The 26,417-nt window shown below is 34.0% G+C and carries 23 protein-coding genes, 5 tRNA genes and 6 pseudogenes; 18 read left to right on the top strand and 16 right to left on the bottom strand.

Annotation, left to right across the window (positions count from 1 at the left end):
• Nucleotides 1-158 precede the first annotated feature (158 nt).
• From trpS to groL, 11 genes and pseudogenes are all read left to right on the top strand, one after another.
• Nucleotides 159-1,136 carry a tryptophan--tRNA ligase gene (gene trpS, locus AAHJ01_RS00585; RefSeq protein WP_342226939.1) on the top strand — a complete coding sequence of 326 codons (978 nt, stop codon included), beginning with the start codon at nt 159-161 and terminating at the stop codon, nt 1,134-1,136.
• A gap of 7 nt (nt 1,137-1,143) precedes the next feature.
• Nucleotides 1,144-1,230, top strand: a tRNA-Ser gene (locus tag AAHJ01_RS00580).
• Nucleotides 1,231-1,255: 25 nt separating this feature from the next.
• On the top strand, nt 1,256-3,871 hold the full coding sequence (gene alaS, locus AAHJ01_RS00575; RefSeq protein ID WP_342226938.1) for an alanine--tRNA ligase: 2,616 nt from the start codon (nt 1,256-1,258) through the stop codon (nt 3,869-3,871).
• 27 nt (nt 3,872-3,898) lie between these two features.
• Nucleotides 3,899-4,150, top strand: coding sequence for a 2-oxoglutarate dehydrogenase E1 subunit family protein (locus AAHJ01_RS01530; protein ID WP_425286279.1), 252 nt, complete (start codon nt 3,899-3,901; stop codon nt 4,148-4,150).
• A 498-nt stretch (nt 4,151-4,648) separates the two neighbouring features.
• A pseudogene (locus AAHJ01_RS00570) lies at nt 4,649-4,935 on the top strand (thiamine pyrophosphate-dependent enzyme); the annotation flags it as partial.
• 233 nt (nt 4,936-5,168) lie between these two features.
• A pseudogene (locus AAHJ01_RS00565) lies at nt 5,169-5,832 on the top strand (2-oxo acid dehydrogenase subunit E2); the annotation flags it as partial.
• Nucleotides 5,833-5,929: 97 nt separating this feature from the next.
• On the top strand, nt 5,930-7,357 hold the full coding sequence (gene miaB, locus AAHJ01_RS00560; RefSeq protein WP_342226937.1) for a tRNA (N6-isopentenyl adenosine(37)-C2)-methylthiotransferase MiaB: 1,428 nt from the start codon (nt 5,930-5,932) through the stop codon (nt 7,355-7,357).
• A complete protein-coding gene (locus AAHJ01_RS00555) occupies nt 7,336-8,505 on the top strand; it encodes a sigma-54 dependent transcriptional regulator (RefSeq protein ID WP_342226936.1) in 1,170 nt (389 codons plus the stop codon). The genes miaB and AAHJ01_RS00555 overlap by 22 nt, the downstream gene beginning before the upstream one ends.
• A 53-nt stretch (nt 8,506-8,558) precedes the next feature.
• Nucleotides 8,559-8,774 (top strand): preprotein translocase subunit SecG, encoded by a 216-nt coding sequence (gene secG, locus AAHJ01_RS00550; RefSeq protein ID WP_342226935.1) that lies wholly within the window; start codon nt 8,559-8,561, stop codon nt 8,772-8,774.
• Between the two features lie 47 nt (nt 8,775-8,821).
• On the top strand, nt 8,822-9,106 hold the full coding sequence (gene groES, locus AAHJ01_RS00545; RefSeq protein WP_342226934.1) for a co-chaperone GroES: 285 nt from the start codon (nt 8,822-8,824) through the stop codon (nt 9,104-9,106).
• Nucleotides 9,107-9,127: 21 nt separating this feature from the next.
• Nucleotides 9,128-10,759: a chaperonin GroEL gene (groL, locus tag AAHJ01_RS00540; RefSeq protein WP_342226965.1), complete on the top strand. Its 1,632-nt coding sequence runs from the start codon at nt 9,128-9,130 to the stop codon at nt 10,757-10,759.
• 512 nt (nt 10,760-11,271) lie between these two features.
• Here the strand turns inward: groL and AAHJ01_RS00535 are convergent.
• A tRNA-Ala gene (locus AAHJ01_RS00535) sits at nt 11,272-11,346 on the bottom strand.
• A gap of 22 nt (nt 11,347-11,368) precedes the next feature.
• Here AAHJ01_RS00535 and AAHJ01_RS00530 point away from each other — a divergent pair.
• On the top strand, nt 11,369-11,794 hold the full coding sequence (locus AAHJ01_RS00530) for a SufE family protein (protein ID WP_342226933.1): 426 nt from the start codon (nt 11,369-11,371) through the stop codon (nt 11,792-11,794).
• Between the two features lie 408 nt (nt 11,795-12,202).
• Here AAHJ01_RS00530 and AAHJ01_RS01525 read toward each other — a convergent pair.
• The 4 genes and pseudogenes from AAHJ01_RS01525 to AAHJ01_RS00515 form a co-directional block, all read right to left on the bottom strand.
• Nucleotides 12,203-12,411 (bottom strand): annotated as a pseudogene (locus AAHJ01_RS01525) (NrfD/PsrC family molybdoenzyme membrane anchor subunit); the annotation flags it as partial.
• A gap of 26 nt (nt 12,412-12,437) precedes the next feature.
• Nucleotides 12,438-13,061 (bottom strand): annotated as a pseudogene (locus AAHJ01_RS01520) (4Fe-4S dicluster domain-containing protein); the annotation flags it as partial.
• A 1,551-nt stretch (nt 13,062-14,612) separates the two neighbouring features.
• Nucleotides 14,613-15,136, bottom strand: a pseudogene (locus AAHJ01_RS00520) (c-type cytochrome); the annotation flags it as partial.
• A gap of 125 nt (nt 15,137-15,261) precedes the next feature.
• A complete protein-coding gene (locus AAHJ01_RS00515) occupies nt 15,262-15,492 on the bottom strand; it encodes a hypothetical protein (RefSeq protein ID WP_342226932.1) in 231 nt (76 codons plus the stop codon).
• A 1,101-nt stretch (nt 15,493-16,593) separates the two neighbouring features.
• On the opposite strand from AAHJ01_RS00515, the gene AAHJ01_RS00510 reads away from it, so the two are divergent.
• The gene (locus AAHJ01_RS00510; RefSeq protein ID WP_342226931.1) at nt 16,594-16,950 is read left to right on the top strand and encodes a metal-sulfur cluster assembly factor; all 357 of its coding nucleotides are present in this window, start codon (nt 16,594-16,596) and stop codon (nt 16,948-16,950) included.
• Between the two features lie 49 nt (nt 16,951-16,999).
• Nucleotides 17,000-17,320: a DUF3127 domain-containing protein gene (locus AAHJ01_RS00505; RefSeq protein WP_342226930.1), complete on the top strand. Its 321-nt coding sequence runs from the start codon at nt 17,000-17,002 to the stop codon at nt 17,318-17,320.
• A 36-nt stretch (nt 17,321-17,356) separates the two neighbouring features.
• Here AAHJ01_RS00505 and AAHJ01_RS00500 read toward each other — a convergent pair.
• Nucleotides 17,357-17,427 (bottom strand) — tRNA-Gln (locus tag AAHJ01_RS00500).
• Nucleotides 17,428-17,464: 37 nt separating this feature from the next.
• On the opposite strand from AAHJ01_RS00500, the pseudogene rpsP reads away from it, so the two are divergent.
• Nucleotides 17,465-17,815: pseudogene (rpsP, locus tag AAHJ01_RS00495) on the top strand (30S ribosomal protein S16); the annotation flags it as partial.
• 325 nt (nt 17,816-18,140) lie between these two features.
• Here the strand turns inward: rpsP and AAHJ01_RS00490 are convergent.
• The 4 genes from AAHJ01_RS00490 to rsmG all read right to left on the bottom strand — a co-directional run bounded on the left by AAHJ01_RS00490 (nt 18,141) and on the right by rsmG (nt 21,186).
• Nucleotides 18,141-18,245, bottom strand: a complete 105-nt coding sequence (locus AAHJ01_RS00490; protein WP_342226929.1) for a hypothetical protein — start codon at nt 18,243-18,245, stop codon at nt 18,141-18,143.
• Between the two features lie 56 nt (nt 18,246-18,301).
• Nucleotides 18,302-18,508: a hypothetical protein gene (locus tag AAHJ01_RS00485; protein WP_342226928.1), complete on the bottom strand. Its 207-nt coding sequence runs from the start codon at nt 18,506-18,508 to the stop codon at nt 18,302-18,304.
• A 71-nt stretch (nt 18,509-18,579) separates the two neighbouring features.
• Nucleotides 18,580-20,532, bottom strand: coding sequence for a DNA topoisomerase (ATP-hydrolyzing) subunit B (gyrB, locus tag AAHJ01_RS00480; RefSeq protein ID WP_342226927.1), 1,953 nt, complete (start codon nt 20,530-20,532; stop codon nt 18,580-18,582).
• Nucleotides 20,533-20,565: 33 nt separating this feature from the next.
• Complete coding sequence (gene rsmG, locus AAHJ01_RS00475; protein ID WP_342226926.1) at nt 20,566-21,186, bottom strand: 16S rRNA (guanine(527)-N(7))-methyltransferase RsmG; 621 nt, start codon at nt 21,184-21,186, stop codon at nt 20,566-20,568.
• Nucleotides 21,187-21,262: 76 nt separating this feature from the next.
• On the opposite strand from rsmG, the gene AAHJ01_RS00470 reads away from it, so the two are divergent.
• Nucleotides 21,263-22,393 (top strand): pyridoxal phosphate-dependent aminotransferase, encoded by a 1,131-nt coding sequence (locus tag AAHJ01_RS00470; protein WP_425286278.1) that lies wholly within the window; start codon nt 21,263-21,265, stop codon nt 22,391-22,393.
• A 24-nt stretch (nt 22,394-22,417) separates the two neighbouring features.
• On the opposite strand, the gene AAHJ01_RS00465 is transcribed toward AAHJ01_RS00470, so the two are convergent.
• Nucleotides 22,418-22,491, bottom strand: a tRNA-His gene (locus AAHJ01_RS00465).
• Between the two features lie 25 nt (nt 22,492-22,516).
• Complete coding sequence (gene rsmH, locus AAHJ01_RS00460) at nt 22,517-23,422, bottom strand: 16S rRNA (cytosine(1402)-N(4))-methyltransferase RsmH (protein WP_342226924.1); 906 nt, start codon at nt 23,420-23,422, stop codon at nt 22,517-22,519.
• Between the two features lie 240 nt (nt 23,423-23,662).
• Here rsmH and AAHJ01_RS00455 point away from each other — a divergent pair, with 240 nt between their 5' ends.
• Complete coding sequence (locus tag AAHJ01_RS00455) at nt 23,663-23,899, top strand: hypothetical protein (RefSeq protein ID WP_342226923.1); 237 nt, start codon at nt 23,663-23,665, stop codon at nt 23,897-23,899.
• Nucleotides 23,900-24,022: 123 nt separating this feature from the next.
• Here the strand turns inward: AAHJ01_RS00455 and AAHJ01_RS00450 are convergent.
• Nucleotides 24,023-24,099 (bottom strand) — tRNA-Ile (locus tag AAHJ01_RS00450).
• Between the two features lie 85 nt (nt 24,100-24,184).
• Between AAHJ01_RS00450 and AAHJ01_RS00445 the strand changes: the two genes are divergently transcribed.
• A complete protein-coding gene (locus tag AAHJ01_RS00445) occupies nt 24,185-24,520 on the top strand; it encodes a ribosome-binding factor A (RefSeq protein WP_342226922.1) in 336 nt (111 codons plus the stop codon).
• Nucleotides 24,521-24,553: 33 nt separating this feature from the next.
• Here the strand turns inward: AAHJ01_RS00445 and AAHJ01_RS01515 are convergent, their stop codons facing one another.
• The 3 genes from AAHJ01_RS01515 to dapB all read right to left on the bottom strand — a co-directional run bounded on the left by AAHJ01_RS01515 (nt 24,554) and on the right by dapB (nt 26,255).
• The gene (locus tag AAHJ01_RS01515; RefSeq protein WP_425286287.1) at nt 24,554-24,646 is read right to left on the bottom strand and encodes a S26 family signal peptidase; all 93 of its coding nucleotides are present in this window, start codon (nt 24,644-24,646) and stop codon (nt 24,554-24,556) included.
• A gap of 271 nt (nt 24,647-24,917) precedes the next feature.
• The gene (locus tag AAHJ01_RS01510) at nt 24,918-25,067 is read right to left on the bottom strand and encodes a S26 family signal peptidase (protein WP_425286286.1); all 150 of its coding nucleotides are present in this window, start codon (nt 25,065-25,067) and stop codon (nt 24,918-24,920) included.
• A gap of 510 nt (nt 25,068-25,577) precedes the next feature.
• Nucleotides 25,578-26,255, bottom strand: a complete 678-nt coding sequence (gene dapB, locus AAHJ01_RS00435; RefSeq protein ID WP_342226921.1) for a 4-hydroxy-tetrahydrodipicolinate reductase — start codon at nt 26,253-26,255, stop codon at nt 25,578-25,580.
• Nucleotides 26,256-26,417: the final 162 nt, after the last annotated feature.

Below are 26,417 nucleotides of genomic sequence, written 5' to 3'. Positions count from 1 at the left end.
TGGAGCTAAGCTACTTTATGGAGCCTAAGCTCTTTATTTAATCACGTCTTATGGCTATGCATAAAGCCACAGAAATAAAAGTTAGTTAATAATAAAGAACGTCAGTATGCTATTACTAAAGAAATTGTGGTAAGTGCAGAAGCGTTAAAATCTTAAAAATGTCCAGAATATTAACGGGTATCCAAAGCACTGGGATTCCTCATTTAGGCAATCTATTGAGTGTTATTTTTCCAGCTATTCAATTGGCAAATAGCTATGATTATACTTCCTTTTTATTTATTGCAGATTTACATTCGTTAACTGTTGTTAAAAATGCTGAGTTATTAAAAGAATATACCTATCAAGTTTTGGCTACTTGGCTTGCTTGCGGACTGGATGCAGATCGGGCGATTTGTTATCGTCAATCCGATGTACCTCAGACTACTGAGTTATCTTGGTATTTAAGTTGTTTTTACCCTTATCAGAGACTGAAATTAGCACATTCATTTAAGGAAAAAAAAAATGAGATTAAAGAGATTAACACTGGCTTATTTACCTATCCTATGCTAATGGCAGCGGATATATTGCTCTACGATGCTGAAAAAATACTTGTGGGTAAAGATCAACTCCAACATCTGGAGATTACGCGTGACATAGCCAAGCGTTTTAATAGTAAAATAGGAGAAGTCTTTGTTGTACCAGAACCTATGATTAATAAAAATCTTATGTATATTCCAGGTATCGACGGAAAAAAAATGAGCAAATCTAAAGGAAATATTATAAATCTTTTTGCTAAAGAAAAAGAACTATACCAGCAAATCATGAATATTCGAACCAATAATTTTTCCTTAGAGGAGTCTAAAAATCCAGAAACAGATTTAATTTATACTTTTTACAAATTTTTTGCTTCTGAATACCAAATTATTGAAATGGAAAAAAATTATATAACTGGAGGTTATGGTTATAGGAATGCTAAACAAGCTCTTTATGAACTTTTATTACATCGGTTTAAACACGAACGAGAAAAATTCAATGAATTTATACAAAAAAAAGTCCTTTTAAATAAAATTCTTTCTATGGGAGCTGAACGTGCTTCACAAATAGCTACGATAACATTACAACGTGTTAGAAAAGCCTTAGGTATCAGCATATTGTAAAATTCTTGGAGAGATGGCCGAGTGGTCTAAGGCGCATTCCTGGAAAGTATGTTCACTGAATACAGTGTCAAGGGTTCGAATCCCTTTCTCTCCGCAAATATTTATATAAAACTTATGTGATGTTTACCTATCGTAAAATCCGACAGAGTTTTTTAAATTTTTTCCAAAAAAAAAATCATCAAATCTTTCCTTCATCTCCCATTGTTATAAAAAATGATCCCAGCCTTATGTTCACAAACGCGGGAATGAATCCGTTCAAAGATTATTTTCTATCGCAAAGAATCCCTCATTATCCTAGAATAGCTAATACGCAAAAATGCTTGCGAGTAGTAGGAAAACATAATGACTTGGAGGATGTCGGTCATGATCCTCATCATCATACTATGTTCGAAATGCTTGGAAATTGGTCTTTTGGAGATTATTATAAAAAAGAGGCTATAGAATGGTCTTGGGAACTTCTTACTGAGGTCTACAAAATCCCTAGTGAAAATTTATATGTTACAATATTTTCTGGTGATGATAAAAATGATATTTCTCCTGATGAGGAGTCTAGATTTCTTTGGGAAAGATTTATTGACAAAAATCGCATTATCTCTTTTGGTCAAATAGAAAATTTCTGGGAAATGGGATCTATCGGTCCTTGTGGACCTTGTTCAGAAATTCATATAGATTTACGTAGTTCAAAAGAAAAAAAGTCTGTTTACGGTAAGGATCTTGTTAATAAAAATCATCCGGATGTAATAGAACTATGGAATCTTGTATTTATAGAATTTCTTCGTAAATCGGATGGAAGTCTTGAAAAATTAGAGAATCGTCATATAGATACAGGTCTCGGTATTGAGAGACTCTGCAGAGTATTGCAAAACAAATCTTCAAATTTTGACACTGATATTTTTCGATCTCTAATTAAAAAAATAGAATCGGTTAGCAATGTTAATTATGGTAAAAATTCTCAAATAGATATAGCTATTCGTGTGATAGTAGATCACATTAGAGCTATTTCTTTTGCTATTGCTGACGGACAAAATCCCTCTAATATTGGTCCAGGATATGTAATTCGTCGTCTTTTGCGAAGATCCATAAGTTATGGATATCAATTTTTACATCATAATAAAGCTTTTTTGTATAAACTGGTGAAAGTTCTTGTACAAGAAATGGGAGATATATTTCCTGAACTTGTTAGTCAACAAAAGTGGATAGAGGAACAAGTACAAGCAGAAGAAAGCACTTTTTTTAATACCATAACTCATGGCATAAACAGAATGGAAAATCTTATTGAAGAAACTAAACAAAAAAGACAACAACAGATTAGTGGAGATAAAATATTTGAGTTATATGATACTTACGGTTTACCGATAGATATTTCCCGTTTAATTGCCGCAGACAATTTTTTAAAAATAGATGAAATAGGCTTTAAAAAAGAAATGTCTCTTCAAAAAGAACGTGCTCGTAAATCTGGTAATATTCAGCATGATGATTGGACTATTCTCAATAGTTCTTTCGTAGAAAAAAAATTTCTCGGTCATGAAATTTTATATGCTCATGTTTATATACAACAATATCGTCGTTTGCAAACGATTAAAGGTCCCTATTATCAAATTGTTTTAAATCAAACCCCTTTTTGTCCTGAAGGAGGTGGACAGGTCGGAGACAGTGGTTATTTGGAAAATGAATTTGATACAATACGAATCATAAATACTTATAAAGAGAATGGTCTTTTTCTTCATACGATAGAAAAACTTCCTGATAATATCCAAAAACCTTTCAAAGCTTCAGTAGATCAAAATCGTAGAAAGAAAATTGAAAAAAACCATAGTGCTACTCATTTATTACATTATGCTCTAAAAAAAGTCCTAGGGGATCATGTTTCTCAGAAAGGATCGTATGTAGGGCCTGATAGATTGCGTTTTGACTTTTCTCATCCTCAAAAAATCCGTATTGAACAATTGCAGTCTATTGAGATGTTGGTACAGTATATAATATTTAAAGATTATCCGTTACTAGAACGTAGAAACATTCCATTTGAAACAGCAATTTCAGAAGGATCTGTAGCAATATTTGGTGAAAAATACGTAAATCAAGTGCGAAGTATAGGTTTTGGCCCCTCGTTAGAATTGTGTTTTGGAACACATGTAAAGAAAACTGGAGAAATAGGATTATTCAAAATTGTATCAGAATCTTCTGTAGGATCAGGTCTACGACGTATAGAAGCAATTACCGAAAAAACTGCCATTGTATATCTTAACAAGATATCTGATGATTATAATAAAATTATTTATCAAATACATAATCCCTACGATCCTATTAAAACTATACAACAATTGCAACAGGAAATAAAAAAGTTCCGAACACAAATAAATGTTGTAACGTCACGAGAAATACAGAGATTAAAAAAAGAATGGTTAACAAAAGCTAAAAAACATGATAGATTTATGTTGATCTCTGAAAAAACAAATCTCGAACCTACTGCTATGAAAACCATAGCATTAGAATTACGGAGGGAACATAGAGAACTAATAACAGTTGTTGGTCGTTCTGAAAAAAATAACGTGCTGCTTTGCATAGCAGTCTCTGATGATCTTGTTGACCATGGGGTAAATGCTTGTCAAATTCTTAAAAAATTATCCCCTGATCTCAATGGAGGAGGTCAGAAGTTTTTTGCTATGGCAAAGGGGAACAATTCTACTGGGTTAAATGAAGCGATAAAGTTAGTGGAGAGTTTTATTTTTAACTAAAAATGTTACATTTTATACTTATTTATCATGGATCGTTATTCTTTTCTGAATACCGTTCATCCAAAACTCATTGAAGAGCTCTATCATAGATATCTTCATACTCCAGACCAGATTGAGCCAAGTTGGCGTGCTTTTTTTCAAGGTTTTTGCCTACCTACACTTTTTTTCAAGGTTTTTGCCTACCTACACTTTTTTTCAAGGTTTTTGCCTACCTACACTTTTTTTCAAGGTTTTTGCCTACCTACAATAGAAATGATAACAAGGATTCTAAAAAAATGATGAAGGAATTCCAGGGATGAAATTTTATACAAGCCTATCGTAGTCGTGGGCATATTTTTACGAAAACTAATCCAATTAGGAGTAGGCGTGAATATTCTCCTAATTTAGATATTGAACAATTTGTACTTGGTATAGAAGATCTTGAAACGGTTTTTGAAGCTGGAAAACTTGTCGGAAAGGAACCTTGTACACTTGCTAATATAACGGCGGGTCATCTTAAGACTGTATATTGCGAATTCTATGGAAAAGAATATAAGTTTTTTCTGTAGACGTCAAATATCATTTCGTAGCTACGATAAAACGAAATAACCGTCATGGGATAAGTCTTGCACCTTCGCATCTTGAAACTGTAGATACTGTGGTAGAAGGTTTAAGATAGATCATTACTATAAGAAAAATTCTAACCATCTGTTACCCATTCTTAGACATGGAGATGCTGCTATTTCTGGACATGGAGATGCTGCTATTTCTGGACATGGAGATGCTGCTATTTCTGGACATGGAGATGCTGCTATTTCTGGACAAGGTCTTATTTATGAAATGTCTCAACTAGAAGGTTATAAAACAGGAGGAACGATACATATAGTAGTCAATAATCAAATGGTATTTACCACCGATTATATAGATGGTATTTACCACCGATTATATAGATGGTATTTACCACCGATTATATAGATGGTATTTACCACCGATTATATAGATGGTCGTTCTAGTATCTATTGCACTGATATCGTTCCCCAGTATTACACGTCAATGCTGATGATGTAGAATACGTGATTCACGCTATACATTTTGCTGTAGATTTTCTATCAAAGAGATGTTTTTATTGTGGTGTATAGGAGATGACCCCAGGTTTACACAACCTTCACTTTATAAGGCTATTGCGAATCATATTAACGCTAGAGATCTTTACAAAAAGAAAACATCAGATCCATACAAGTTCTTGAACAAGATTTTAGTCCAAATCGCAAGTGAACTTAAAAAAATACCTTCTCCAGCAAGGAATATTTTAGCATAGAAAAAGATTTCTTATTCACAAATTTTAGGTTATGGTAAAGAAGGTCGGATTACCAAAAAAGATGCTCTTAAAGCTATTCAGTCGATAGGGGTAGCAACTACTGGTGCTCCTCGTTCATTTCAAAGAGAACGTCTTTCTGCACTTATAAAGAAAATTTCTGAACGTAAAGTAAACGTAAAAAACGAAACTGCTATGCTTACTACTTTTAACGAAATAGACATGAGCGAGATATTAAGTTTGATATAAAGAACGACATGGTGTAGGATTAGCTCTAAATTTATATGATTGATGGAGAAGAGAAAATACATTATGATTTTTATCTGGACCTAAAGGTTTAAGAAATGCAGAGATACTTTCCTTCAGAGGAATAGAACAAGAGATAAAACGTTTAGCATCACTTGTACGATACGGAAAAATTTCCGTAGATGAAATGAGTGGTGGGACTTTTACCATTACTAATGGAGGAGTATTTGGTTCTATGCTTTCGACTCCCATTATTAATACTCCTCAAAGCGTTATTTTAGGCATGCACAATATAGTTTATCGTCCTGTAGCCATAGGTGAAGATTCGTCCCATAATGTACGTAGCACTTTCATAGACGTCAGAGAATCTGTGGGATTTCTAGTGTATGTTAAAGACATTTTTATGGAGAGAAAAATTTAGAATGCGCTAGAATTATAGTTATTACAACCGTTTAAGGCTGCGTTATAGCTTTGCGTATTCGAAAAGTTCTCCTCCTAACAAAAAACACAAGAAAGAGATGAAGGGAGAATCTAGTTTTAGACACAGAGGGGAAAAATTCTATTTAGAGAGTTATGGTTGTCAAATGAATTTATCTGATAGTGAGATAGTTACTTCTATATTATTCGATGAAGGTTTCAGTAATACTTCGGATCCAGTACAAGCTGATGTTATATTGATTAATACTTGTTCAATACGAGAGAAAGCAGAGAACACTATTAGGATGCGTTTGGCACAGTTTCAATCTATAAAAAAAATCAGACCCCATATAGTGATAGGTGTTTTGGGCTGTATGGCAGAACGACTGAAGTTTCGATTACTTGAGGAAGAACAAATAGTTGATTTAGTGGTAGGTCCTGATGGATATCGTGATATTCCTTCTATGATTCGTAAGGTTAAAGATGGAAGAAAGGCTCTTAATGTAGCTTTCTCGAAATCTTATACTTACGCTGATATAAATCCGGTTCGTTTTATTGGAAACGGGGTAACAGCCTTTGTCACTATTACTCGAGGTTGTGATAATATGTGTACGTTTTGTGTAGTTCCTTTCACTCGTGGTAGAGAACGTAGTCGAGATCCACATACTATTGTGAATGAATGTAATAATCTTTGGAAGAAAGGATATAAAGAAGTTATTCTTCTTGGACAGAACGTTGATTCCTATTTTTGGTATGGAGGTGGTATGAAAAAGGATTTTTATAAAGCTTCAGAAATTCAACGTAAAACCTCATTAGACTTTGCGGATTTGCTTGAGTTAGTAGCTTGTGCATTGCCTAAAATGCGTATTCGTTTTTCTACTTCTAATCCCTATGATATGTCAGAAAAAGTTTTAAAAGTTATAGTACGTTATTCAAACATATGTAGACACATTCATCTTCCCGTACAGTCTGGTAGTACGCGTGTATTAAAACGTATGAATCGCCGATATACACGTGAGCAATATATAGAACTTATTGATAAAATACGATGTCTGATACCAGATTGTGCTATATCGCATGATATTATTGCAGGTTTTTGCGGAGAAACAGAAAGTGATCATCATAAAACTCTGAGCCTTATGGAATACGTGCGCTATGATTTCGGATATATGTTTGCTTATTCTGTACGTACAGGTACACCGGCTGAAAAAAGATTGGTTGATGATGTTCCTGACTCTACAAAGAAAAAACGTTTACAAGAGATTATAGATTTACAACATAAACATTCTTATGAAGGTAAAAAAAAGCATTTAGGAAAAATTCAGGAAGTCTTGATAGAAGGAGAATCAAAAAAAAGCACTTTGCATTGGTATGGTAGAAATTCACAGAACGCTGTAGTAGTCTTTCCAAAAGAGTACTATAAAATAGGAGAGTTTGTGACTGTAAATATTGTAGATTGTACTTCTTCTACCTTGATAGGGAAGACTTTCAATAGTTTAAAAACACTATGGAAAACATACAGAGCATAAAACAACGGTTCAAAATAATCGGAAATGATCCGGTGCTAAATCGCTCCTTAGCGAAAGCTATACAAGTGTCTCCCACGGATATTTCCGTACTAGTAATGGGTGAAAGTGGTGTAGGAAAGGAATTTCTTCCGAAGATCATTCATCAACTTTCCTTGCGAAAGCATAATTCTTATATAGCTGTAAATTGCGGTGCTCTTCCTGAAGGAACTATAGAGAGCGAACTTTTCGGTCATGAAAAGGGGGCATTTACAGGTGCTACTGGTGTACGTAAAGGATATTTTGAAGTAGTCGATAAGGGTACTATATTTCTCGATGAAGTAGGTGAATTACCTCTGACCACGCAAGTACGGCTATTACGAGTTTTAGAATCCGGAGAATTTTTAAAGGTAGGATCTTCTATAATACAGAGAACTAATGTCCGGATCATTGCAGCAACTAATGTTAATATTTCTGAGGCGATATCTAAAGGAAGATTCCGAGAAGATCTCTATTATAGACTCAATACTGTTCAAATTAATGTGCCTTCTTTACGAGCGCGAAGAGGAGATATTAGTTTATTATTTAAAAAATTTTCACAGTATTTTGCCGAAAAATACCGAATGCCTACCATAAAGTTAAGTAGTGATGCTATGGGTTATGTAAAAAATTATCCTTGGCCAGGAAATGTTCGTCAATTGCGTAATGTTGTAGAACAACTATCTATTCTAGAGTCTGATAGAGAGGTTTCTATTGAACGCATAAAAGAATATCTTCCTGAACAGACGCTTTCTCCGGAGTCGGGACAAATGAGTAATGAGAGAGACTTACTTTACAAAGTACTTTATGATATGCGTAAGGATTTAAACGATTTAAAGTCTCTCACATGGAAACTTCTGCGAAGCCCAACAGGATATGCTCATCGTGTTAAACAGGATTATCCACAAGAGGAAATAATATCTGCAGCAGGGAAAACTAATTATGAAGAAATTGATGAATCCAAAGAACCTCGTACTGCTTCTAAATCTCTATCCTTGCAGGAAAAAGAAATAGAGTTGATTCGCAAAGCTTTAAAGAGAAATAGGGGTAAAAGAAAAACGGCGGCCAAGGAATTGGGTATATCTGAACGAACACTCTATAGAAAAATAAAACAATTCAGCATAGAAATTTAGTGAAACTAACGACGTGTAACGACGTGTAACGACGTGTAACGACGTGTAACGACGTGTATATATTTTTAACTATACTTATTAGTATTATATCTTTTTTACTGTTGATCATAATTCTGATTCAAAATCCTAAAAGTTCTAAAATTTTAACCCCCAAGAGCACACAAATGTTCGGTATACGCCGTCCGAATGATTTTTTAGAAAAAACTACTTGGATTCTATCAATCGTATTATTTATTTTAATACTGACATTTAACTCTTGTTGTCTTTGATAAAAAATGGGCATAATTTTATGTTTTTTCTATCAAATAACCTAACGATGAAAAATAAAAATATAAATCTAAAACCTTTAGGAGATAGAGTGTTGGTTAAATCTGATGAAGCAGAAACTAAGACTGCTTCAGGTATTATTATCCCTGACACAGCTAAAGAAAAACCTCAGCAAGGGACCGTTGTGGCTGTGGGATTTGGGAAAAAAAATGAACCCATGACAGTTAAAATTGGAGATAAAATATTGTATGGTAAATATTCAGGCACAGAAATAAAACATGAAGGAGAAGATTACCTAATTATGCGGGAATCTGACATATTAGCAATTATTTAATCGGATAAAAAAATCTAAATGATGGCAAAAGACATTAAATTTGATATAGAAGCAAGGGACAAATTAAAAAGAGGGGTTGATGCCCTAACAAATGCTGTCCGTGTAACCTTAGGCCCTAAGGGACGCAATGTTGTATTACAAAAATCTTTTGGATCACCATATGTAACTAAAGACGGTGTTTCAGTAGCCAAGGAAATAGAATTGGAAGATGCTATAGAAAATCTTGGGGCTCAAATGGTTAAAGAGGTAGCTTCAAAAACTAATGATGTGGCTGGGGATGGTACTACCACAGCTACTGTACTAGCTCAGGCAATTGTTCGTGAGGGACTAAAAAATGTAGCTGCAGGTGCAAATCCCATGGATTTGAAAAGAGGAATTGATAGAGCTGTAGAATCCGCTGTTTTTGACTTAAAAAAACAGTCTCATAAAGTTGAGGTAGGTAGTAAAAAAATAGAACAAGTGGCTTCCATATCAGCGAATAATGATAAAGTAACTGGTCAGCTTATAGCTGAAGCTTTCGAAAAAGTAGGGAAAGAAGGAGTAATTACGGTAGAAGAAGCTAAAGGTACTGAAACTTATGTGGATGTAGTAGAGGGTATGCAGTTCGATCGTGGATATCAGTCACCTTATTTCGTTACCAATAGTGAAAAAATGACTACTGAACTAGACAATCCTTATATTCTTTTATGTGAGAAGAAGATCTCTGTTATGAAAGATTTGCTTCCAATATTAGAACCTGTAGCCCAATCTGGTAAACCGCTATTAATAATTTCTGAGGAAGTAGATGGAGAAGCTTTAGCTACTTTAGTAGTTAATAAAATCCGAGGTGCTTTAAAAGTTGCTGCTGTAAAATCTCCAGGATTTGGAGACAGAAGAAAAGCTATGTTGGAAGACATCGCTATTTTGACAGGTGGTATAGTAATTTCTGAAGAAACTGGTACTAAGTTAGAAGATACTAATATTCAGATGCTTGGTAGAGCTGAGAAAGTAAGTATTGATAAAGATAATACCACCATTGTAAATGGTGCTGGAGATAAAAAGGCTATCGAGGGACGTGTTCATCAAATAAAATCTCAAATAGAGAACACCACTTCTGACTATGATAAGGAAAAACTTCAGGAACGTTTAGCCAAATTGGCTGGTGGGGTAGCAGTTCTTTATGTTGGTGCTGTTTCTGAGGTAGAAATGAAAGAGAAAAAAGACCGTGTCGATGACGCTTTGCATGCAACTCGTGCTGCTGTTGAAGAAGGTATTGTAGCAGGTGGAGGTGTAGCTTTGGTACGTAGTATAAATGCTCTTAAGCATATTAATGGGGATAATTCTGATCAAAACACTGGTATTAATATTGTTAAAAGATCTCTTGAAGAACCTCTTCGTCAGATCGTAGCTAATGCAGGTGGAGAAGGATCGGTCATTGTATCAAAAGTTTCTGAAGGTAAAGGAGACTTTGGATATGATGCTAAAGAAAGTGAATATAAAAATATGATTTCTGCTGGGATAATTGATCCTACTAAGGTAACTCGTGTAGCATTGGAAAATGCTGCTTCAGTAGCAGGTATGCTACTTACCACTGAGTGTGTAGTAACTGAAATAAAAAAAGATGAACCAGCTCCACAGGTTCCTGGAAGTGGTGGAATGGGTAATATGATGTAATTAAAACATCAATACAATTAAAAACCCGAATCGTTATCCAACGGGACGGGTTTTATATTTTGTCAGCGTGCTATACGCATTAGGAGTATATCCTGATATTGTTCCCGAAAGGTTTAATTTTATCCGTAGTACCATCATAACATTTGTTACGGTATGCAACGCACATATTTAGGTCGGTTGGCTTACGATGCTGTACAATTTCATCACGAAGTGTAACATCCTGCTTAAAGTAATAGAACCCAGCATTAGTAGATTACCGTGACTATCACGTCACTTAAATATTTTAGTGGGGGCACCTACACTGCTGTATTACGTAGAATCTACGATAATCTCCGGCTCGTTGGTACCTTTAACGAAGAACGGCTCGTTGGTACCTTTAACGAAGTTATACAGCTACGATAGATACAAGTAATCTGTATCACACTGCTACTTCCCTTTGCTTCGTTTATTTAAAGATAGCTAGTTGCACAGCACTTAGCACTTGCCTATTGCAAATGTAATAATTTGTCTCGTGGAGACGATGGGAATTGAACCCACAACCTCTACAATGCCATTGTAGCGCTCTAGCCAACTTGAGCTACATCCCCGACAGCCTATTTTAAAAAAAGTATGCAAGAGGTCATAGAGGAATTTTCAATTTTTGACAATTGGGAAGATAAATATATCTATCTAATAGAATTAGGTAAAAAACTTAAAACAATTCCATCTTATTTACGTAGTGAAGATAAATTGATTCTAGGATGTCATTCTAGAGTATGGTTACATGCCTATGTAAAACAAAATCAAATTTTTTTTCAAGCCTCCAGTGATGCTATTATTCCACGGGGTATTATAGCATTAATGCTACGTATCTATTCTGGACGTTTCTTAGACCAGATTATTTATTCTGAACCAGAATTTATTTTAAAAATTGGACTTAGTTCTTTCCTATCTCCAATACGAGCTAACGGTATGGAAGCTATGTTTAAACAGATAAAACAATATGCGATGGCTTTTAAATGTTTACCTGTCAGGAAATATATTACCCTTTATTAAATACACTTTACTACTAGAATAGTAAATTACCCTGTGGGTATACAACCTACAAAAAGTAGACTACCGATTTAATACATACCAAAGCAGTCTCCGCTACCTGGCATAATCAATGTCCTATCAGGAGAATACATCCACGATTATTTTTTTATATCTACTACTGATAAGTCCAAAAATTGGTAATTAGCATGATAAAGTGAATAAAATGATATTGATTTGAACGATGCAGAAAATATGTTACTTCTTCAGGTATATTACCATACCAATAGAGTAAACAAATAAGTCCATAGAAGACTAGTAGCAAAAATATATTTAGCTAAATCGTGTCCGTGTAAATTATTAAAAAAAGGAAGATAACCTTGATTATTTAGAAATATCGCTACTAGTGAAATTCCAGGAAATATTCGTGCGGATAATAAATATAAAACCATTAGTTCCGATAAAAATTCCAATATCTACAAAAGAAGGGAGAAATCCTGTCCAGGTAGAAGGAAGATAATCGTGGCTGAGGTTCATATCAAACCACATTCCTATATTACATCCGACCAGAAAAAACTTCTTCGTCCAGCTCTGAACCAGAGTACTTGTGGTATCAAAACATTGCAACCTATCAATGCCCAACCACCAAAACTTAAAGCTCCTTAGGACAGGCTTTAGTGCACAATGTATGGAATTCACCATCCTTTATATTTTTGGCTCTGGGAGCCTGTGTAAGATGAATACAAAGAGAACATTACTCCTCTACTTCGTACTACTACATCTGGATTAAGCGCCATTCTCCCTATATAATTTTCAGCATATCTCCCTATATAATTTTCAGCATATCTCCCTATATAATTTTCAGCATATCTCCCTATATAATTTTCAGCATAGTTGAACCTACGAACTTTGTAAGGACAATTGTTAGCGCAATAACGCGTGCCAACGCCCCGGTTGTAGGCCATCATGTTTTGTCCATGTTAAGTCGCTGCTCCCGTACAAACTGTTTCGCAAGGTGCATTGTTACAATGCTGACACATAACAGGTTGAAAAATAACCTTAGGATTATATTGGACATTTCTGGCTACGAAAACATATTTTTTTGTGAAAGTCCCTTTTTGGCCAGACTGACGAAACTTTCTTCAGTAGAATAATAACGATCTATACGTAACCAATGCATATCACGAGACTTTACCTACCACTGGTACATTGTTTTCTGCATGACATGCAATGATCCACATCCTATGCATAAATCTATAGAAAGATGGAAATGATGACCTTGAGATCTATCTTTCCAAAGTGTGATTTTATATAATGGAATATCTCCCTTATAAATTTTTATTTTCTCTTCTTTCTTTTTTTTTTGGTTTCTCTAGCAATGGAATTTCTTCCGACCATAGTGTGTTGTAACTGCGCACAAGAAAATTGATTGAAGATTTAATTCCTTTTTGTAGAATCTTAAAATTCTCATCCAGATAGTAAGCATTTATTCCTACTGATTGACAGGATACTTTTCCTTTAGTATCCTATGGAACCCAACGCTTGTACAGGTTGTATATAAACAGGAACATTTTTAAATGTAATATTTCCCATTGTTAGATAAACACAATCTCCATCCATTGCTCCATTTCCTCTGAGCCAATTACGAATCACCAGTTTTTTCCAAAGTGTGTACCAAGTAGTACGGGTAATGGGATCAGGAAGCTCCAAGGATTATTGGACTGAGTTCCATCTCCTAAGGCCGTTGTAGTATATAGTTCAAAACCTTCTTTTTTTTAGTTTTAGACGCAGCCACGAAAAAAGGCTTCATTAAATGATGAAACACTGGTCAAATATTTTTTCAGAATAGGTCAGATTACTGCTATGATATGTATTTTTCTTGCTTATATCTTAGATTACTCCAACTCCATCTCCATATTAGTAAAGAATCTTGTAATGGTTGTATAACAGGCTGCATGAGATCCCTGTAATAGGTTCACCCAGCTTTACAACCAATGGTTCGTAGGTGCCCATACCTTCATCATATCGTAAGTTTCATCCTCTTTGGGAGAAAATTATCCGGTAAGTTTTTAATTTTTTTGTATATAAAGGATTAGCATTATTTATTAAAATGTCTCCTTTTTCAAGATCTATAATAAATCATTACTTTCTTTCGCAAGTAAGAAAAGGTTTAGAGCATGGCTACTAATTTTTTTATTGATTAAAAGAGCTAAGCCTCTTTACTGCCGTCAGCAAAAACTACTGCTTTCGAACCTTTAATTTTTTGTGCTAGATAATGGTTAGAATCACCTTGCATAGTCTTATATATAACAGATGATGTACTTGAGCACCTGTTAGGCTTTCCAGTTGTATTATTAGCACCGGGTTTTTTTTTGCTAAGCTCTCTGGACTACCTAAAAAATCTGCATCAAAGGAAACAATTAATTATCGGAGTGTGGGATACCTAGTATTTCTGAAGAATATGCATCAGAAGTAATCCAACGTGCTGTTGGATATACTTTTTCGTAGATGGACTGGTAAAAGAAAGTAATTTTTTTTAGTTGTGAAATAACATATTCCATGATCCAGACTGTCTTTTAATTGAAGGTCCTTTTAACCGTTCGTTATCATCTAATAGAAGTAAAGAAGCCTGTACACGAGACGATACGTTATGAAGAGATTCAGTATTTTGCCATCGAAGCCATCAAACATAGTTGAAGCATAGTATACTGGTATTCCTGGTGTAATATGGAATAGATAGGATAACAGTGCAACTAGCTAATGTAGCAGAAGCTATTCCAAATACCATCCATTTTAGAAATTCTCTCCGTGTAGTGTTTCCCATTTCGAGTTATTTATGAAGTTAATGACATTTACCACATTCTATTCCTCCTACAGAATCTACTGTAACTTTTACCGGGTTTTTACCATTATGTTGTTTTTTCAACTTTTCATGTAATTTATTGTCCATATTTACTTCTGTAGTCCTATGACAATTAACCCCATACATTAACCATTTTTACCTTATCTTGAACTTCTCCATGACAGACTTTACATACCACATCTACATTCTTAGATTGTTTCCTCTCCAGCTACCACATGCTGAGAATGATCAGGCATATTATCCATTTTATCGGGTGAGTTTTATTAGAATAGGTTAGGCCTATAGCTTTATAAATTTTTTGTATTTCTTTGGTCTAAAAAATTTTAGATTTACCATTTTCAATCTAATCGACGTTATATTCCGTGATACTAACATGGCAATTCAGACATATATTCGCAGAAGGAATTCCAGATACTTTTCCATATTTTGCGCTAGAATGCCAATCTATTTGAATGAGAGAAATAAATCGTTTGATTGGGCTGATATACCTTATTCACGTCAATAATCCCATCTAACGAATATCCCCAATACGACGGGATTTTTTTCATGGTACTCTTCATCTATTATGCGAACAAGCGTGTATATTCTCAGAATCAGTAAAATCAAAACCCTAGTATAACTAGCCTAATCAAGGTTTCACTAGGATCTTATGGTTGTATTTCAGAAGTTTTTTAAGGAGGATTATATCTGTGTCATAAAGCTGAGGAAAAGGGTTCATGTCTATCTTCCCATATTCTTTATAGATCGAAATAGCGTCTTTATCTCCGCTTTTTATTAAATCTTTATTATTCTTGATCCATTCACTATTTCTCTTGTTAGTGACGCCATACAGCGCTGGGCCTATAAGTTTTTTAGTCATATCGGTAGAATGACAAGAAGTACAATTAGTCTTAAAAAGACTAGCGCCTTTTTCAACATTTACGTTGATGTACGTTTGTGCTCTAATCGGTTGATGTACGTTTGTGCTCTAATCGGTTGATGTACGTTTGTGCTCTAATCGGTTGATGTACGTTTGTGCTCTAATCGGTTGAAACACGATAGAAAAAAATATCCCAATGCTAAGGAATAAACGGATTTTCTTTTTTGAATATTTCATCTAAAGGAAAATTCTCTAAGAATACACCAACTCTCAAAGTATATACGATCCACCATTGATAACGGATTACATGTTATCACCCTTTAGTTCCGTATACTGGACCACGTAGGGTATAAGAATACGGGTTGTAGAGGTTTATTGGTCGTGGAGAATATCATACTTGTTGCGTCTGTTACATGCCAGAGTTGATAATAAACTCAACGTTAAGTAGTTTGGATCTCAATACAGCTGACGAGAATGATTATACAATGCTACGCTGACCATTGCTGGGTATATATGTCGCTGTAATTGCTCGCTGTAATTGCTCGCTGTAATTGCTCGCTGTAATTGCTCGCTGTAATTGCTCGCTGTAATTGCTCGCTGTAATTGCTCGCTGTAATTGCGCAATCTACTGATAATCATTACCGTTCTATTCGGTGCGAAGATATACAGCGAGTAGCCAATAAATATCTGAATAGTTTACAACGTGTACGATTCTGACGACATTCTCTATAGTGATGACTGTACTGTGGATGTGGCCAACCGGATCTAGGTTTAATTAAGGTTGTAGATATGCTTAGATATGCTTAGATATGCTTCGTTCAGGGACTACAAAAAAATATCCGCTAGAACTTATGAGCGAAATAATTTTATAGCCCAGTAGGTAAACTAATCCGTTTTAAGGAGCTAAAAAACTTTCTTTATAAAACGAAATGTTTACTTCAACACAGTCTGTTATAGGCCTGAAAATCTTCAGCTGCCAGTGTTATAATTTTAAAAGTCGTTTATTTACGAGAGTATACTTCTGATTACCGTTCCCCTAACAAATAAAGCAAGTGCGTTATGAGGTTACTGTAGAAGCGATTCAAGAATTTCGTATATATCATGTTTATTTATTGGATAAATAATTCGGATGTGTCAATTATAGAAGAACAAAACAATATTTCTAAAGAACGTATTATTGCAGTATTGCAATCAATCTATGATTATGAAATTCCTATAGATATTTATGATCTAGGTTTAATATATGATATTAAAATAATCGATAAGGTAGATGTCAAAATTATTATGACACTTACTTCTCCTAACTGTCCTGTAGCTAATTATCTCCGTGAGGAGGTAAAAAGAAAAATTAAGGATATTGGTGGAGTAAGAAATGTAGAAATTGATTTAACCTTTGATCCTCCATGGAACCCTTCTATGCTTAGCGAAGAAGCCCGTTTTAAATTAGATACTCTATAAAATTTATTTTATCGTATATTTAGTAAATATAAAATATAATATATAATTTATGGAAATATCAGGAAAAGTAAAAAAAATATCAAAGACTAAAATTTTGTCTAAGGGATTTAGAAAAAGAGAGTTAGTGCTTACCACTGAAGAACAATATCCTCAACATCTATTGATAGAATTTATTCAAGGGAAAACAGAGTTACTTAATTCTATTTACCCGAACGATAAAGTAAAGATATCCATTAACCTACGGGGTCGAGAATGGATAAATCCTGAAGGAATTGCAAAGTATTTCAACTCTATACAGGGATGGAAAATAGAAAAAATTAATGAAACTAGATCAGATACAAAGGAAGAATTTGATGATTTACCTTTCTGACTTATGACTGAATGGGTATTAGAAACAGAGGAATTGTAGACCCGAAGGGATTCGAACCCCGACTAACAGAACCAAAATCTGCTGTGCTACCGTTACACCACGGGTCCCTCATAAATATATTATGAAAATTTAAAGAGATATTTTATGGCCACAAAAATTCGTCTTCAACGATACGGAAGGAAATATAATCCTGTTTATCATATAGTAGTAGCCGATTCTCGTTCTCCAAGAGATGGAAAATTTATAGAAAAATTAGGTCTTTATAATCCGTTAACGGATCCCTCTACTATTGAACTTAGTATTGAGAGAGCGATCTCATGGTTACAGAAAGGAGCTCAGCCTACAGATACAGTTCGTTCTATATTATCTAATTCTGGAGTTATGTATAAGAAACATCTTATTGATGGTGTTCGTAAAGGGGTTTTTGATAATACTGAGGCTGAACATAGATTTAAAAAATGGCTGTCAAAAAAAATAGTGAAATTTAAAATAAAACATGGATGAAAATTCTTCGGAGGCATGGTGAGATTGGATAATTCAATTAAGTTCAGGAAAAACATATCTAATATACTATTTATAGAGGTATTGCGAGTGAGATTTCCAGATAATGGGAATAGTGAAAACTTAACGAATTTATATTCCATTGCAATATATCACCGATTACGTGTACAGATGTTCATAGTATAGGTCAATTTAAGGCCAATAGGTTGTATCTACGTCGTTTATTGTATACCCATTGATTTGTTAGGCCCTGCGGTGAATCTACAAAATTGTGAACTAATATACGGACCTTTTCCACAATGGACCCTCAAATTTCTACTTATACTTCTCTTAACGTTGTTTCGATCTTAATTCCTTTTCTTGCCATTTTATAAAGACGTTTTCCTTCTTGTTGAAGGGCTGAAAAAATTGGTGGTTGTTGCATTATTTTTTAGCGGTTTCATAAATTTGTATATGATCAATGGGGAATATTTTATCTTCTTACATTTCATAATCGTAACAAGGAGTAGTAGCCCCAAGTTTTAGGGTCCCACTGTAAATTTTATAGTCTTTTTCTGTTTCCTTAGTAGCTTTTCCTGTACATCCTATCAATAGTCCAGTAGCTTTTGGATCGAGAGTTCCAGCATGTACGACTTTGATTTTTTTAATATTGACAAATCTGCAGATCTTCCAACGAATTCTTTTCACCACCTAAAATTAGGTTGATCTACCAGTAAAATCTTTCCTTCTTCAAAAAAAAGAAGCTTAACATTTATAAATTAGTAATCAATATGTGCATACACAGCATTTTTTTCTATAAAATTCCTGCGAGAAGAAACATCATCTCCCATAAGTATAGAAAAAATCCTATCAGCCTCAATATAATTCTCTATAGTTACTTTTCTAAGAATCCGGTTCTTTGGATTCATTGTCGTATACCATAATTGATCAGCATTCATTTCTCCTAATCCTTTGTAACGTTGTATATTTACTCCTTTCAGACCACCTAAATCTTCTATAATTTTTTCACGCTCTTTATCGTTCCAAGCATAGGTGTGTTTGTTCCCCTTTTTTATTAAAAAAAGAGGTGGGGTAGCAATATATATATATCCATTTTCTATAAGACTTTTCATATATCGAAAAAAGAAAGTTAATATTAGGGTAGAGATGTGGCTTCCGTCAATATCAGCATCAGTCATAATAATAATCTTATGATAGCGAAGATTGTCAATGTTTAACGATGGACTACTTAGTAGCTTTTCCTCATTCTCTATAGAGACCCCCAAAGCCGTAAATATGTTTCTTATTTCTTCATTTACGAACACTCTATACTGAACAGACTTCTCTACATTCAAAATTTTACCCCGCAAGGGTAATATAGCTTGAAATTCTCTATCTCGTCCTTGTTTAGCTGTTCCACCTGCTGAATCCCCTTCTACTATATAAATCTCGCAAGAAGTCGGATCATTTGATGAACAGTCTGCTAATTTTCCAGATAATTCATTTATAATAATTGGTTTTTTTCTCTGTATAAGCTCACGGGCACGTTTTGAGGCTTGTCGTGACCTTGCTGATAATAACGCTTTTTCAAGAATTTTTTTAGTTTCAATGGGATGTCTTTCTAAATAATCATAGAGCATTTCTCCAACAATTCTATCTACTACACCGCTTACTTCGGTATTTCCTAGTTTAGTTTTTGTTTGCCCTTCGAACTGTGGATCCAGAACTTTTACTGAAATTACCGCCGTTAATCCTTCTCGGAAATCATCACCTGTAACCTCTATTCTTTCTTTGGAAAGAAAGTTTAATTCATCGACGTATTTTTTTAGCGTACGAGTAAGAGCCCTTCGAAATCCAGACAAGTGCGTCCCGCCTTCTTTGGTATTAATATTGTTTGCATAAGAACGAATATCTTCATTAAATGAGATATTATAACGCATGGCTACCTGAACTGTAATATTTTCCAGTTCTCCTTCTATATATATTACTTCTTGTATTAAAGGCTCTTTATTTGCTTCTATAAATAGAATGAATTCTTTTAGCCCAATTTGAGAAAAAAAAGTTTCTTTGTTTGGAAATCCACTATCATAAATAGTCCTTTCATCAATTAAAAAAATTGAAAGTCCTCTATTAAGGAACGATAGCTCCCTCAAGCGATTAGCCAAAATCTCATAGTCATATTCTATGATTTTGAATATCTTTTCATCAGGATGAAATTGTACTTTAGTACCACGTTGGTTAGATTTTCCTATGATTTTTACTTCTTCCAAAGCTTTTCCACGGATATATTTTTGGTAATAAATTTTTCCTTCTTTATACACGAAAGCAATTAAATAGCTAGAAAGGGCATTAACGCAAGAAATTCCAACACCGTGCAACCCTCCAGATACTTTATATGAATCCTTATGAAATTTCCCTCCTGCCCCTATCTTTGTCATGACCACCTCAAGTGCCGATTTTCCTTCTTTTTTATGAAGATCTATCGGAATCCCTCTACCATTATCAAGTACACTTATGGAATTATCATCATGTATTGTCACCCAAATTTTATCGCAATATCCTGCCATAGCCTCATCTACAGAATTGTCTATAACCTCATTAATCATATTATGAATCCCTCTTAGTCCTATATTTCCTATATACATAGATGGTCTTATACGAACATGATCAATATCCTCTAACGACTGAATATTATCAGCAGTGTAATTATTATCGTTTATATTATGTTTCATAAGTAAAATCCGTTATAAATATATTATTCGTCATCACCTACTAGGTAGGTGAATGATTTTTTTCTTTTTGAAGAAGAACTCATCAAAATAATTGCTTATAGCATATTCTCTAGCTTGGGGCAAATTTTTAATATCACTACTTATATCTCCACCTTTCAAGCACAAAAGACCATTTTTTAATGCATGATGTGAAGTTTTAAAAAATTTTCCTGAAGTCCAATGAACTAATTGACTTAATCTTGTAACAGAACGAGAAATGATAAAATCAAAATTCTCTTTCCACTGTTCTATACGTGTACATTCAGTGTATACATTATGAAGATTTAATTCTTTATAAATTTCTGTAACTGTTCGAATTTTTTTTACAATAGAATCTACTAATAAAAATTGGCTATTAGGAAATAAAACTGCCAAAGGAATTCCTGGAAATCCTCCACCTGTCCCTGCATCCATGATCCTAGCTCCAGGTAAAAATGGAGAGATTTTAGCTATTACAAGGGAATGAAGCACATGCTGTTGATAAAAATTATCTATTGTTTTTCTAGAAATCAAATTCATTCGTGCATTCCAATATTCGTAAATAGTTTTCATTTCAAAAAACTGCTCATACTGATGAGCAGTAAGTTCTGTAAAATATTTCTCTAAAATATGCATATATATTTAAATGACGGAAAGAATGCAAAGTATTTCCAATAGATTGAAAAATCTGAGATACTCTCAAACTCTCGCCATGTCTGCAAGAGCTAGAAATCTTACAGCACAAGGACATGATGTAATTAACTTGAGCGTAGGTGAACCTAATTTTTCTCCTCCTGATTTTGTCTTAGGAGCAGCGAAAAAAGCCATCGATGATGGACATCATTATTATACTCCTGTATCTGGTTATTTAGAGTTGAGAGAAGAAGTGTGTAAAAAATTTTTAAGAGATAATAGACTGAATTACAAGCCATCTCAGATAGTAATATCTACTGGAGGAAAACAATCGCTGATTAATATTTTTTTAGCACTTATTAATCCAGGAGACGAAATAATTATTCCTGCTCCTTATTGGGTTAGCTATTATGAAATGGCTAGTTTATGTGAGGCTAGACAGGTGATCATTCCCACAACTTTACAAACTGATTTTAAAATTTCCCCTGAAAGTCTAGAAAATGCTATTACATCTCGGTCAAAAATATTTATTTTTAGCTCACCATGTAATCCTTCAGGAAGTATATATTCTCGTAAAGAATTAAAGTATCTTTCTGAGGTTTTCGCCAAGCATCCACAACTTATGATAATTTCGGATGAAATATATGAACATATTAATTATTTAGATACTTACACTAGCATTGCAGAATTTCCAGAAGTATACGAACAAACAGTTACTGTAAACGGACTTTCCAAGGCATTTGCTATGACAGGTTGGAGAATTGGATATATTGGGGCACCAGAATGGCTGGCTCAAATTTGTGAGAAAATTCAGGGACAGACTACTTCAGGAGCCAATTCTATTGCACAAAAAGCAGCTATTAGCGCTTTAAAAGCCTCTTATGAAAAAATTAGTTATATGATTAATACGTTTAAAAAACGTAGGGATATGGTTTTGGAAGAAATATCTAATATTCCCGGGTTTCATTCCAATATTCCACAGGGAGCATTTTATATTTTTCCAGATGTTTCAGATCTTTTTGGAAAAACTTTTTCTGGTGTAAGAATTTCTAATTCTGATGACTTAGCTATGTATCTACTAAATCATGCTCATGTGGCTACTGTTGGAGGAGGACCTTTTGGAGATGAAAATTGTATAAGAATTTCCTATGCTTCTTCTGAAGAAAATCTTAAGGAAGCTTTTGCTCGTATTCGCCGTATGTTATCATAAATTAACGTTATGATGTAGGGTTAGGGTGGACGACCGGGATCGAACCGGCGACCCTTAGAACCACAATCTAATGCTCTAACCAACTGAGCTACATCCACCAAAGAGTAATGAAGTTACGTATTTCTATATTTTTTCCGCAACTCTTAGACGAGCACTTTTCGCACGTGGATTTTTACGAATTTCTTCCTCTGAAGGAAAAATAGGTTTATTTGATAATACCAGAAAAGGTCGGAATTTTTTTCCATAAAAGTCTTCTTCAGGGGTTTGATCAAACCTTCCGTTCTTAAAGAATTGTTTCACTAATCTATCTTCTAATGAATGATAAGATATAATAGCAACGTGTCCACCTTTTTTAAGTATCCTTCGTATACTAATTAACAATTGTTTTAACGCCTTTATTTCTCCGTTGACTTCCATTCTTAATGCTTGGAATACTCGTGCTAAAAACTTGATTTTTTTATAATCAAATTCATTTTCAATACTTTTGATCAATTCAAAAGTCGTTTCTATCGGCTTTTCCCGGTTTTTAACAACAATTGCTTTAGCCAATTTTCTAGAGTTTTTCAATTCTCCAAATTCTGAAAAAATCCTGTATAATTTTTCTTCTGAATAAGTATTGATGATAGTTTTAGCAGATTGTTTAGCTTTTTTATTCATTCGCATATCTATATCATGATCAAAACGCATAGAAAATCCTCGTTCTGCGGTATCTAACTGATGAGAAGACACCCCTAAATCAGCTAAAATTCCAGAGACTTTAGAAATCCCCTTGAAACGTAAAAGATTTTCAATATGGAGAAAATTTTGATGAAAAAGCTCGAGCCGATGATCTTGAACAATGTTATTTTGAATAGCTTCTTCATCTTGGTCGAAAGCTAGTATTTTTCCTTGTTTTTCAAGTAGTTTTAACAAAGCTCTGCTATGTCCTCCTCCACCAAATGTGGCGTCTATATAAGTACCTTTTGGATCGATAATAAGGTAATCTAAAATTTGATTGATAAGTATTGGTGTATGATAGTTTAGTGTCATTTCTTTATATTTTCGTACTTGTAATACAGTAGTTAATACAGTAGTTAATACAGTAGTTAATACAGTAGTGAATACAGTAGTTAATACAGTAGTGAATACAGTAGTTAATACAGTAGTGTGCTTATTAAAGATTGCTTATTAAAGAAAAGATTACTTATTCTCGAGAATTCATTATAAAAAAATAGTAGTGGTTCGTGACAATATCAAGGTACAGGTGATAGATGCACGTAAAACCCCATTATGATTGGTGCGAATGAACTCATAAATGCTGACGGGAAAGAGGGAAGCGTATTGGCCAACGCTATGTTTAGCATCATACTGAACCTGGATTACCGCAACCGCTACCGCAACCGCTACCGCAACCGCTACCGCAACCGCTACCGCAACCGCTACCGCAACCGCTACCGCAACCGCTACCGCAACCGCTACCGCAACCGCTACCGCAACCGCTACCGCAACCGCTCCCGCAGAATATAATATCTATGTAGTTCGCAAAGGACGTTATAATTTCGTCCTGGAAAAGATCTCAGAACGTGGAGTAGAAAACGAAACCCTTTCTTGCGTAAACTGCTTATACGGTTAAGTTAATTACGTGTTCCATGGTGGTCCCAGCTGGGATCGAACCAGCGACCACCTAATTATGAGTCAGGTGCTCTAACCAACTGAGCTATGGGACCCAAGAATTACATAATTTTACAACAAATTTGATTGTTTTGCAAACAGGTAAGCAAGTGTGATGGGGACACGAAAAAGTTGAAATATATGGTAAGCATACGAAATAAAAAAATTACAGTACTCATTCAAAAAGAGTTAGCAAGTATATTTCGTTATGAAACAGTAAATAATGGATTGTTGATTAGTGTAATAAGAGTACATATTAGTTCGGATCTTAGTTCAGCTAAGATATATTTAAGTATTTTTTCCCCAAAAAAGGAAAACAGAAAAATTTTACAAGAAATAATAGATAAACACCTATATTATAAACACCTTTTAGGACAACGTCTTCGAAATCAAATTAGAAAAATTCCCGAACTCAATTTTCGTCTTGAGGATTCATTAGACTATATAGAAAATATAGAACGAGAATTACTAGTATAAAGAAACTTATAAAGAGTCTTAACACGGGACCATTTAAAAACCCCAATATCGGTAATCAAATGAATTATTACGATTATCTCCCATCATAAAATAATAATTCTTCTCTATATTGTAGTGAGTTACTATTTTTCCATATCTAAAAAAGATGTTTTATGCCCTTCATAATTTGTGATGATATTTTTTTTTGTATCACATCTCCTTTTTTAGGTACATAAAAATATATAATTCTTTTAGTCTTCTTGGGAATAAATATTTTTTGACGTTGTCAATTTTTTATATCGGAATTATTACGATTTTCTATAAATTGTATATCTGTAATTTCAAAAATTCTAAAATTCTCATTGAGAGGCTTATCTTTGGTTTGCACGATATAAGCATATTCTTTTGAAGAATTTTTTTACCCATTCACTTTCCGAGCTTGAATTTCCAATGTTTCTCTTTCCAATGTTTCTCCAGAAATAGCCACGCAACGTTTAATGTAATGATCTTTTCTATCTGTTGCGTTTGTATCATCGGATGGAAAATTAAATACTACAAGATCTCCTATTCCTAATAGGAGTGATGGCTGGTAACCTAATATAAGGAAGTCGTAGGTTATTTATATCTGATCGGATTCCCATTACGGGAATTGTATAAAGGGTAATCCTTTAGGGGGAATAGGAATTCGGAACCCATAATGAAGTTGACTTACAAAAATACAGTACCCTATCATTAAAGTTCGTTCCATAAACGAAGTCGGTCTGAATAAGATAAGTATGCACAAAAGAAGAAAATACTATTGCAAACAAAAATTATGAAAGTACTGTTTACGGACGTTTTTCTACTATGATGAATTCTTTATTAGAATTTATATAAAAGTTATTAAATTTTGTTTTTATCGAAACAACAAACGAAATCTACCAACATAATTGGATACATCATTCCACCAATTATGGGCACACCATTTTGGTCTATGAGTAATTTTTACCCAAAAGCTATAAATTGGTATAGCTGCTTACCAGATATTTCGGACAGCTTTTTGATAAAGTGACGAAAAAATTAGAATACAGATCATATATTATACTCCTAAAACATCTTTCATAGAAAAAAGACCTTTTTTTTTATATACCCATTCAGCAGCTACAACAGCTCCAAGAGCAAAACCTTCACGATTATTAGCTCTATGCTGTAAACTAATATCGTCTATAGTGGAATGATAACGTATTGTATGTATACCTATTACATGCTCAATACGTTGAGAAGTAATCACTAATTGGTTTTTTCGTTCATCTTTTCCTTCATTTAATATTGCTTTAGCCAAAGTCATCGCAGTTCCACTAGGAGTGTCTTTTTTTTCTGTATGATGTTTTTCTTCTATAGAGACTTCATATTCCTTATAAGGCGCTATTAGATGTGCAAATATCCGATTAATCTCAAAAAATAAATTAACTCCTATACTAAAATTAGAAGAATATAAAAAAGTTCCGTTTTTTTCTTGACACAAGGATTTTATTTCTGAAAGTTGATCTAACCAACCAGTCGTTCCGCAAACTACAGGAATATTGTTTTCTAAACAAATTTTTACATTTTTAAAAGCTGCTTCAGGGATACTAAATTCTATAGCTATATTTAGCTCTTTAAGGGTTGTAAGATCAGGAGTACACGTGCTTATTAAGACAATTTGATGGTTACGATTTCTGGCTATTTTTTCTACAGCTTTTCCCATCTTTCCGTATCCTATCAAAGCAATATTCATATGCACAGTATCTATCAGTATTGTTTTACTAAGATAATAAATATGATAAAAAACAAAAAATAAAGACTTAGGCTTCAAGTATAGGAGTAACTTGGTATTTTTGCTATTACCAGCAGATACAGGGTTAATATATTTGGGGAAAAGAAAGGGGGCCTTGTCATT

This window comes from Candidatus Walczuchella endosymbiont of Icerya purchasi (genome assembly GCF_964030875.1).
Taxonomy (GTDB): Bacteria; Bacteroidota; Bacteroidia; order Flavobacteriales; family Blattabacteriaceae; genus Walczuchella.
Note: the sequence above shows the minus strand (reverse complement) of the source record. Positions and strands in the feature narration are given on the sequence as shown.

Bases quoted from the DNA above. Each gene is read 5' to 3' on its own strand.
- rsmH (WP_342226924.1), bottom strand. From the start codon at position 23,422: ATGACACTAAACTATCATACACCAATACTTATCAATCAAATTTTAGAT.
- AAHJ01_RS00515 (WP_342226932.1), bottom strand. From the start codon at position 15,492: ATGACTAAAAAACTTATAGGCCCAGCGCTGTATGGCGTCACTAACAAG.
- rsmG (WP_342226926.1), bottom strand. From the start codon at position 21,186: ATGCATATTTTAGAGAAATATTTTACAGAACTTACTGCTCATCAGTAT.
- miaB (WP_342226937.1), top strand. From the start codon at position 5,930: ATGAAGGGAGAATCTAGTTTTAGACACAGAGGGGAAAAATTCTATTTA.
- AAHJ01_RS00505 (WP_342226930.1), top strand. From the start codon at position 17,000: ATGGAAATATCAGGAAAAGTAAAAAAAATATCAAAGACTAAAATTTTG.
- AAHJ01_RS00470 (WP_425286278.1), top strand. From the start codon at position 21,263: ATGTCTGCAAGAGCTAGAAATCTTACAGCACAAGGACATGATGTAATT.
- groES (WP_342226934.1), top strand. From the start codon at position 8,822: ATGAAAAATAAAAATATAAATCTAAAACCTTTAGGAGATAGAGTGTTG.
- AAHJ01_RS00490 (WP_342226929.1), bottom strand. From the start codon at position 18,245: ATGCAACAACCACCAATTTTTTCAGCCCTTCAACAAGAAGGAAAACGT.
- AAHJ01_RS00445 (WP_342226922.1), top strand. From the start codon at position 24,185: ATGGTAAGCATACGAAATAAAAAAATTACAGTACTCATTCAAAAAGAG.
- trpS (WP_342226939.1), top strand. From the start codon at position 159: ATGTCCAGAATATTAACGGGTATCCAAAGCACTGGGATTCCTCATTTA.
- groL (WP_342226965.1), top strand. From the start codon at position 9,128: ATGGCAAAAGACATTAAATTTGATATAGAAGCAAGGGACAAATTAAAA.
- alaS (WP_342226938.1), top strand. From the start codon at position 1,256: ATGTTTACCTATCGTAAAATCCGACAGAGTTTTTTAAATTTTTTCCAA.
- AAHJ01_RS00530 (WP_342226933.1), top strand. From the start codon at position 11,369: ATGCAAGAGGTCATAGAGGAATTTTCAATTTTTGACAATTGGGAAGAT.
- gyrB (WP_342226927.1), bottom strand. From the start codon at position 20,532: ATGAAACATAATATAAACGATAATAATTACACTGCTGATAATATTCAG.
- dapB (WP_342226921.1), bottom strand. From the start codon at position 26,255: ATGAATATTGCTTTGATAGGATACGGAAAGATGGGAAAAGCTGTAGAA.
- AAHJ01_RS01530 (WP_425286279.1), top strand. From the start codon at position 3,899: ATGGATCGTTATTCTTTTCTGAATACCGTTCATCCAAAACTCATTGAA.
- AAHJ01_RS00510 (WP_342226931.1), top strand. From the start codon at position 16,594: ATGTTTATTTATTGGATAAATAATTCGGATGTGTCAATTATAGAAGAA.
- AAHJ01_RS00455 (WP_342226923.1), top strand. From the start codon at position 23,663: ATGATTGGTGCGAATGAACTCATAAATGCTGACGGGAAAGAGGGAAGC.
- AAHJ01_RS00555 (WP_342226936.1), top strand. From the start codon at position 7,336: ATGGAAAACATACAGAGCATAAAACAACGGTTCAAAATAATCGGAAAT.